At 45.3% G+C, this 9,685-nt stretch carries 5 protein-coding genes; 3 read left to right on the forward strand and 2 right to left on the reverse strand.

Annotation, left to right across the window (positions count from 1 at the left end):
* Positions 1-45 precede the first annotated feature (45 nt).
* Positions 46-1,041: a response regulator gene (locus L976_RS05705; RefSeq protein ID WP_047535039.1), complete on the reverse strand. Its 996-nt coding sequence runs from the start codon at positions 1,039-1,041 to the stop codon at positions 46-48.
* A 2-nt stretch (positions 1,042-1,043) separates the two neighbouring features.
* Positions 1,044-4,379 carry an MHYT domain-containing protein gene (locus L976_RS05710; RefSeq protein ID WP_047535042.1) on the reverse strand — a complete coding sequence of 1,112 codons (3,336 nt, stop codon included), beginning with the start codon at positions 4,377-4,379 and terminating at the stop codon, positions 1,044-1,046.
* Positions 4,380-4,765: 386 nt separating this feature from the next.
* Here L976_RS05710 and srmB point away from each other — a divergent pair, with 386 nt between their 5' ends.
* The 3 genes from srmB to L976_RS05725 form a co-directional block, all read left to right on the forward strand.
* Complete coding sequence (gene srmB, locus L976_RS05715; RefSeq protein WP_037414703.1) at positions 4,766-6,028, forward strand: ATP-dependent RNA helicase SrmB; 1,263 nt, start codon at positions 4,766-4,768, stop codon at positions 6,026-6,028.
* Positions 6,029-6,325: 297 nt separating this feature from the next.
* Positions 6,326-7,537: an efflux RND transporter periplasmic adaptor subunit gene (locus tag L976_RS05720; RefSeq protein WP_037414704.1), complete on the forward strand. Its 1,212-nt coding sequence runs from the start codon at positions 6,326-6,328 to the stop codon at positions 7,535-7,537.
* Positions 7,537-9,685, forward strand: a 2,149-nt coding sequence (locus tag L976_RS05725) for an efflux RND transporter permease subunit (protein ID WP_047540175.1), incomplete at its 3' end; no start/stop codon positions are given. The genes L976_RS05720 and L976_RS05725, both read left to right, overlap by 1 nt.

Below are 9,685 nucleotides of genomic sequence, written 5' to 3' on the forward strand. Positions count from 1 at the left end.
CTGAAACGTCAACACGCCCTAGTTAGACGCCTGATAAACCAATGGCTACTTATCTATCCATTTATTTTTAATTTCAATCACTTTATCTAAATTTTCGGTAAATAACTGCACTAATTCAGGGTCAAAATGGGAGCCACTCTGTTCATGAAGATAGGCCATCGTTTCTGCAATCGACCAAGCTTCTTTGTAAGGACGTTTGCTAGTGAGCGCATCAAACACATCAGCAAGGGCAACGATGCGCCCCTCAAGTGGGATGTCTTTTCCCTTTAGGCCATTTGGATAACCCGTACCATCCCATTTTTCGTGATGGGTAAGTGCCACTGATTTTGCTAACCGTAACAACTCAGAATCGGCTTCACCGATAATTTCAGCACCGATATGGGGGTGAGTTTTCATAATAGCAAACTCGTCTTTGGTGAGTTTAGCAGGCTTAAGCATAATGCTATCGGGAATACCAATCTTACCAATATCATGCATAGGTGCTGCATGTAATAAGTCATCCGCCTGCGCCTCACTAAGACCATAGGCCAACGCCAAGATTTGAGCATAGTGGCTCATGCGCATTACATGGGTGCCGGTTTCGTTGTCCTTATATTCGGCGGCGCGACCTAAGCGTTGAATAACTTGCAGACGTGTTCGACGTAATTCATCTGCCTGCACAAGGGAGAGATGGGTTTTAACGCGAGCCTTAACTATGGTTGGTGACACAGGTTTGACTATGTAATCAACGCCACCTACGTCAAAACCTGCCGCCTCATCATGCTCGTCGTTAAGCGCAGTCACAAAGATCACTGGAATCGGCAGGGTTTCAGGCATGCTTTTAAGTGCTTGGCATACTTCTAAACCCGTCATATCAGGCATCATGATGTCGAGTAAAATTAAAGCCGGTAGCTCAACCTTGGCAAGATGCAATGCTTCTTCACCACTTTTAGCAAAAATCAAACGATAGTCTTGATGCAATATTTGTTTCAAAACCCGCAAATTAACTGGCTCATCGTCTACCAGTAATAAGGTCTTCTTATCGTCAGTCGCAATCTGCATAGCTATTCCTTATGTGAGCTAATGACAAGCCGCAACTTAACTAATTCAGTATGGGCAATATCAAAATTATCGAGGGCATCAACAATGGTGTTTACCATGGGTTGATGGACCGATAGATTTTCAATGGCGGTTAAATCAGCTTCTTCAAAGGAGTGGTGTTGTACTGCCGCAATTAAAGCATCAATATGCGGTAAAGCTTGGTTTGGATCAGTCTGAGGAGTAGATATCTGCACGTCTTTATAGTGAGCGAGTTGCTGCACATAACGAGTGATCTGCACTATGGTTGATTCAAGTTCATTGAATAACTGCTGTCTAGCCACTAAAACCTGTGGCTCTGAGTCAGCCATTTGCTCTAATGCCGCAAACAAGGCCATGCAACGGAATAAGCCTAAATTGCCAGAAATGCCTTTTAATCCATGACTTTGCTGGAAAATCGCATCCCGATCCGATTGGTTAATTGCCTGCTCAAGCTGCCGAGACTTTTCGGGCCATTGAGCGATAAACTTTTCTAATTCTTGGATAAACTTTGCTTTACTTCCCCAGAGTTGTATCCCTCTTTGCTCATCGATGATGGCATTGAGATCGGGCTCATTTTTATTGAATGACTGTGTGGACAGTTCAAGGTTTAATACGCGGGCGATTTCGACATTTAATAAATAAAAATCAATGGGTTTATTAGCAAAACCATCCATTCCTACTTGTTGTGTCTCGAGTTTATCCTGCTCAAGCACACTCGCTGTTAACGCAATCATTGGCATGTAGGTTAACCCAGATTCAAGCTCCTGTTGGCGTCTACGCCTTGCTGCGGTTAAGCCATCCATTACTGGCATCTGTAAGTCAATTAAGGTGATATCAATATCATGCCTTTGCATTCGTAATAGAGCCTGCTCACCATCACGGGCAGTAATCACTCGATGTCCATGTCGAGTTAAATAAACTGAAAGCAGATCAATATTTTGTTGAATATCATCAACTACCAGTATTGTTAATGGAGGCAGTGACACCTTGTCATAACTCGGTAGAGTTAAGTCTTCAACACTTTGAATGAGAGGAATTGTAAATCGGAAGGTACTGCCCAAACCTAAGCGGCTTTCAACCTCAATATGCCCGCCCATTAACTCTACTAATTGTTTGCTGATAGTAGTACCTAAGCCAGTACCACCGTATTTACGGCTCATAGAGGCATCCGCCTGGGAAAAGGCATCAAACACTCGCTCAAGCTGCTCTGGCGACATGCCAATCCCAGTATCGATAACTTCAAATGTCACTTGATTGTCTAACGGAGAGAAAACTCTTACGGTCACTTTTCCTTCTGCGGTGAATTTAACAGCATTACCTATTAAGTTGAGCAACACTTGGCGTATCCGCTCAGGCGACCCCATAAAGTGGGTTCCCATCGTTGGCGCGATATCCACTTCCAGTAATAAATGCTGCTTTTGGGCCTGCAACCACAAGGTTGAGATAACAGTATCAATTTCAGCCGTTAAAGAGAAAACGCGGGTTTCAAGTTCCAGCTTGCCTTTGTCGAGTTTGGCACTGTCTAAAACATCATTGAGTAAATGCAATAATGATTTGGCCGAACGATTAATGGTTGATAATTGCTTTTGTTGCTCATAATCCAAGGATGATTCTAACAAAATATCGCTAAAACCTATGATGGCATTCATTGGGGTACGGATCTCATGGCTCATATTGGCCAAGAAGGCTGAGCGAGCGGCGGCAGCTTGTTCCGCATTATTCTTCGCGGCCACCAGATCCTGCTCCATCACCTTACGTTCAGTAATATCCATGATAAAACCATCAATCCACCCGTCTGGATTTTGCTCATCAAAAATATAATTTCCATGCTCAAACAGCCAACGCACCTCACCATCGGCACGGATCATACGGTATTCCATCGAAAAGGTTGGTGGCTGTGCTTGTGCGTAAATAGTATCGACATCATCGGGATAATAAAGCGAAGAGAATAAACGTTTAGCGTTAGGAAGCTCAAAATCTGAAGCCGGGTATCCCGTGATATTAAATACCGCATCGCTGATGTAAACCATGGGCCAGCCTTGAGTATTCATACAGCGATAGGCCACCCCGGGGATATTACTGATCAACGATCTCAGCTTGGCCTCATTATTTTTCAGCTCTTGCTCCATCTCATTTCGCTGGCTGAGATCGGAAATAAAACCGACAAAGTAATGGGATTTGCCTTGCATCATATGCCCAATTCCGAGGCGGACGGGCACTAAATGGCCATTTTTATGCTGCGCCAGCACCTCTCGCCCCGTACCAATAATCTGTGCATCACGAGTTTTAACATATTGAGCGATATAACTATCATGCTGGGGGCGAATGGAGGCGGGCACAATTTTTTTGACATTGCTACCAAGTAACTCTGTCGAGGGCCATCCCAAGATACGCGTCACCGCTTGGTTTACGCTAACGATAATACCTTGACCATCGATGGTGATAATGCCATCCACTGCGGTATCCATCATAGCCAGCATTCGATCTTCGTTTGATTTAGCGAGTAAAGACAGATCTTTATATTTAAAGATCACATTCACAATCAGCACTAAGCAGATAATGACGACGGTAATAATCGATACCCCGAGCGCAAGATAAAACGAAATTTCAGACGTTTGTTCGCTAAGCTCTAGTCCAGCGGGTTTAACAAAACGTGCCGCCGCCATACCCGTGTAATGCATACCAGCAATCGCCAATCCCATCACGATACTGGCAATAAAATTACTCGTAATAGTGCTCATGCTGGATGAGATAAACTGATTCAGTCCGGTACGAACCCAAAGTGCAATAATGGCTAAAATCACCGCAACGATAATCGACAGAGCAAATATTAGAGGGTCGTAACGCAATAATGGCGCCATATCCATGGCAGCCATCCCCACATAATGCATTACCCCAATACCGACACCCACTAAAACACCGCCAATCAATACTTGGGGAAACCGAATACGTGGTTGAGATAGTAGGCTAAGCGCCACCCACGAGGCTGCAATACTGGGTAACACCGATAAGGCAGTAAGACCAAACTGATAAGAAACTGGAGTGCATAAATTAAAGGCCAGCATGCCAATAAAATGCATTGACCACACGCCCCCACCGAGGACAAGACTCCCTGTGAATAACATAATTTGCTGTCGCGATTTAGATTGGGTTCGTGCAGCTTGTGTCGCAACTTGAAACGCCATAAAGGCAGAAAAAATAGCAATAAAAATAGAAATAGCGACCAATAAAGGGTCGTAATAAACATTGAGTAACAGGCTATCTTGAGATGAAGTAAAAAAAGATGATAACCAATTAAAAATCATAATATTCAAGCCCATATTAGATAAATAGAATCACGCCGAAATGGTTTGCCAATTCAAGTAGGGCTAACGCTTAGGGGCCATAAAATGATGAGTATGGTCTATAAATGGCATCGATTTATTGCTTAAACGCCAAACCACGCGGATTCAATCCATCCAACACTCTGAATAAACGCCAGACATTTGTTACAAAAATTACTTTTATCTTATACAAGTTTTACCAATTGTCTGCCTCAAAATGCGACAAATCACATTATCACTGCGAATTTATCTGTGGGGTTCAGAGTAAAAGAGGCCTTTCTATCAACCCCGTCACCGAAAAGCGAAGCCATTGGGATTAAGTTATTTAAGTTAACAGGCATAAGCTTTATAATGCTGGGCTATTATTCGTCGAGACGCTGCGCATGCAATTTGAAGATTTCCAGCTTGACCCTAGCTTATTAGAGTCACTTAAAGCCATGGGGCACAATACGCCCACCACAATCCAACAAGAAACGTTGCCGCATGCTTTAGAGCAACGGGATATTTTGGCGCGCGCCCCGACGGGTACAGGTAAAACCGCCAGTTTCTTATTACCCGCGCTACAACATTTAATCGACTTCCCGCGTCGTTACTCGGGTCAAGCGCGTGTATTAATTCTTACCCCAACCCGTGAATTGGCGAGCCAAATTCACCGCTATGCCTGCCATTTAGCCACAGACCAAGGGCTAAATATTGCCATTATCACGGGTGGAGTGCCCTATGCACCTCAAGAAGAAGCGCTAAAGGGGAATATCGATATTCTGGTCGCGACACCGGGTCGCCTGATGGAATATTTAGATAAAGGTAAATTCAGTGCAGAATCCGTCGACATACTGATCATCGATGAAGCTGACCGTATGCTCGATATGGGATTCTCAGCCGTGGTAAAAGCCATTGCACTCGAAGCCCAAGGCCGCAAGCAGAATATGCTGTTTTCAGCCACCCTTGAAGGCAGTGGTGTTATCCGCTTTGCCCGCGAAGTGCTTAATGATCCTATCGAAATCGATGTTGATGCACCGCGCAAAGAGAAAGCCAAGATTCACCAATGGATCCATCTCGCCGATGATAAAGACCATAAATTTGCCCTGCTTTGCCACCTGTTAAAACAGGAAGAAGTAAAACGCGCCATCGTATTCGTGAAGACTCGCGATGTAGTCTCTAGCCTCGAAGGTCAGTTACTCCAAGCCGGCATCCCTTGTGCTTTTATGCGCGGAGATATGGAACAGAAGAAACGTTTCCAAGCTTTAAGTCGTTTTACTAAGGGCGAAGTGAATGTATTGCTGGCGACCGATGTGGCTGCCCGCGGTATCGATATTGATGATATCACCCACGTGATTAACTTCGATATGCCACGTTCAGCCGATACCTACATCCACCGTATTGGTCGTACTGGCCGCGCGGGTGCCAAAGGTACGGCAATTTCTCTGGCAGAGGCCCATGATATGCGCATCGTTGGTAAGATTGAGCGTTATATTGAGCAACCCCTTAAACGCCGAATCATTGAGGAATTACGTCCTAAGCACAAAGAGGCGCGAGTTCCATCCAAGAAAAAGGCAAAAGTAAAAGCCAAAGAAGCGGCGAAAAAAACCAGCAAAAAAGAAGCGGCAAAAAAAGCTAGCAAAATTGCCCGCAAAAAACAGTCCTAGGTTTTCTAACCTTGGAGTAAGCTGATACTTACTTCCGCCTAAAAGCCGCAAAATTGCGGCTTTTTTTATGCTCATTGACCTAGCAAATATTTTTGTACGGGGTGGAACCCCATATGACAAAAAACACTCTACTCCTACGCAATTGTATCCTCAGCAAACTAAACCGTCGCGGTAACAGGACACAAACTCGATAGCATCATCTTTAGACACATTTTATTTACAAAAATAAATTTATTGCGCAGCCTGACTCTGATACTTTAGGCGCATTAAGCGATTTAGCACGGATGTAACAATCATATGATCAAAACCTTACTAAGGAGATTATCTCCTTTTTTTATCTTACTGCTCTTTATTGTTGGCGCTGGTTTGCTGATGAAAACCAAGGAGACACCTGAGCAGAAACCCGAAGAAATGCCGATCCCGATAGTGGATGTCACCCAGGTTGAGCAACAAACAGTTTCGCTTAACTTACCCTCCTACGGTGTTGTCACGCCCAAATATAAAACGCAACTGGTGACTGAAGTCCAAGGGCGGATGCTGACGATTTCACCTCAATTTGTTGCCGGTGGCATAGTGAAAAAAGGCGACCAACTTGCCCAGATCGAACCTTCAGATTACGAAGCCGACTTAATGCAAGCCGAAGCGACATTGGCTCAAGCAACCGCAGCACTCAATGAGGAAATCGCCCGCGGCGAAGTTGCCAAAATTGAGTTTAAGGGTTACGACAAAGGATTGCCGCCTGAACTCGGTTTGCGCATCCCTCAATTGAAAAAAGAACAAGCTAACGTTAAATATGCGCAGGCGGCTTTAGCTCGCGCCCAGCGTAACTTAGAACGTACCGTTATTCGTGCGCCCTTTGATGGCATTATCAAGGCAAGAAATGTCGACTTAGGACAATACGTTACCCTAGGTACAAATCTTGGTGAACTGTATGACACCCGCATTGCAGAAATTCGCCTACCTATCTCTAACGATGATTTGGCCTATTTGGAATCCGTCGATAATCCCGATACCCAAGTCACCTTAAGCGCCTCATTGGCAGGCAAGGAAAATACCTGGATAGGCAATATCATCCGCAGCGAAGGGGTGATTGATGCCGATAACCGCATGGTTTACCTCGTCGCCGAGATAAAAGATCCTTACCTGCGAGAGCACAAAACCCAAGGCAGTTTACCACTGAAATACGGCAGTTTTGTCAACGCCGTGATTAAGGGCCGCACCGTCGATGGTATAGTCAAACTGCCTCGCCATGTGGTACGCAATGAGCATGTCGCCTTGATTAACAATAACAATATCGTCGAAATGCGCCATGTGAATGTCGTGCGTAGCGATCTTGAAAACGTATTTATCAAGGACAGCTTAAAAACCGGTGAGCGAGTTGCTATCACTCACTTTAATAACATGGCCAATGGCCAATTAGTCAAAGTGATAGGCGAAGAAACAAAACCAGTGCAGACGCCTAAGGAAGATGCTCCTGAGTCGAGTCTTGCGGCCACTGGAGTAAAATAATGGATACGCAAAAAGGGATCTTAGCTTGGTTTGCCCGCAATAGCGTGGCAGCTAACCTGTTAATGTGGGCACTGCTGATTGGCGGGATGTTTAGCACAGTGCTGATCAATAAAGAGGTATTTCCCTCTTTCAACCTGAATTTATTGAGTATTACCGTTGCTTACCCAGGTGCTGCGCCACAGGAAATCGAAGAAGGCATCAACATCAAGATTGAAGAAGCCATTCAAGATATCAACGGCATTAAAAAAGTCACCTCGGTTGCCAGTGAAGGTGTTGGTTCAATTACGGTAGAAGTGGAAGACGACTACGACGTCCAAATCGTACTCGATGAAGCCAAGTTACGACTGGATGCGATTTCCACCTTCCCGGTGAACATCGAAAAACCACAAATCTTTAAAATCGAGCCCGAAAACAACGTGATTTGGGTGTCGGTGTACGGAGATATGTCACTGCACGATATGAAGGAGCTAGCCAAATCGGTGCGTGATGATTTGACCCAGCTCCCCGCCGTAACCCGTGCTAAAGTCACGGGAGTTCGCGACTATGAAATCGGTATCGAAGTCTCGGAAGATAAGCTGCGGGAATACGGCTTAACTTTCTCACAAGTCGCAACGGCGGTACAAAATTCCTCCATCGACTTACCAGGCGGCTCGATACGCGCCGAAGATGGCGACATTCTGCTGCGCACTAAAGGTCAAGCCTATACGGGCGATGATTTTGCCAATATCGTTGTCACTACCCGTGCCGACGGTAGCCGGGTGATGTTACCGCAAGTTGCCACCATTAAGGACGATTTTGAAGAGCGTCTAGAGTACACCCGTTTTAACGGCAAACCCGCCGCGATTATCGAAGTCACCAGCGTCAACGATCAAAATGCGCTCGATATTGCTCAGCAGGTAAAAGACTACGTCGAGAAACGTCGTGCAACCTTACCTGCGAATGCTCAATTGGATACTTGGGGCGACTTAACTCACTACCTCAAGGGCCGTTTAAACATGATGATGTCGAACATGTTTTATGGCGCACTGTTAGTGTTTGTGATTTTGGCGTTATTCCTCGATCTTAAACTCGCTTTCTGGGTGATGATGGGCATCCCCGTGTGCTTCCTCGGTACAATGCTGATCATGCCGCTTGAACCTTTCTCCATGACCATCAACATGCTGACACTGTTTGCCTTTATTTTGGTCTTGGGGATAGTGGTCGATGACGCAATTGTTATAGGGGAAAGCGCTTACAGTGAGGTCGAACGCCACGGACATTCGATTGACAATGTGATCCGCGGTGCGCAAAAGGTCGCCATGCCCGCCACCTTTGGGGTATTAACCACCATCGCCGCCTTTATCCCTATGCTAATGGTCTCAGGTCCGATGGGAATTATTTGGAAATCCATCGGCATGATCGTCATCATGTGCCTGGCATTTTCACTGGTTGAATCTAAATTTATTCTCCCAGCACACTTGGCCCATATGAAGTTTAAAAAGCCAGGGGAACCTACGGGTTTCTTTGGGCGCTTTAAAGAAAAATTTAACAATCGTGTTCAACACTTTATTCACCACAGTTACCGCAACTTCCTTGAGCGCTGTATCCAACATCGCTACAACGTTGTCGCGGCCTTTATAGGTGTGCTGATTTTGTCTGTCGCTTTAGTGGCAAGCGGGAAAGTGCGCTGGGTGTTCTTCCCTGATATTCCTTCCGACTTTATCCAAGTTCAATTAGAAATGGATGAGGGAAGCTCAGAACAAAACACCCTTAAAGTGGTACAGGAGATTGAAGAAGCCCTGTACAAAATGAACGCCAAAATGGAGAAAGATAACGGCAGCGAAGTAGTGAAACACAGCTTTATCAACATGAGCTCACGCACCTCTGCCTTTATTTTTGCCGAACTGACTAAGGGTGAAGATCGGAATGTCGACGGTGAAACCATTGCTACCGAGTGGCGTGAACAATTGCCCGAGTTATTGTCAGTCAAGAAACTCGACTTTAACGCTAGAGGTAACGGTGGCGGCGGTGGTGGCGATATTTCTTTTAGATTAACCTCAAGCGATTTAGAAGAATTATCAGCTGCGGCTCGCGAACTTAAGCAAAAGCTAGCGACCTACGAGGGAGTGTATGATATCGCCGATAACTTTTCCTCGGGCAGCCATGAGA

The organism is Shewanella sp. ZOR0012 (assembly GCF_000798835.1).
GTDB classification, from domain to species: Bacteria; Pseudomonadota; Gammaproteobacteria; order Enterobacterales; family Shewanellaceae; genus Shewanella; species Shewanella xiamenensis.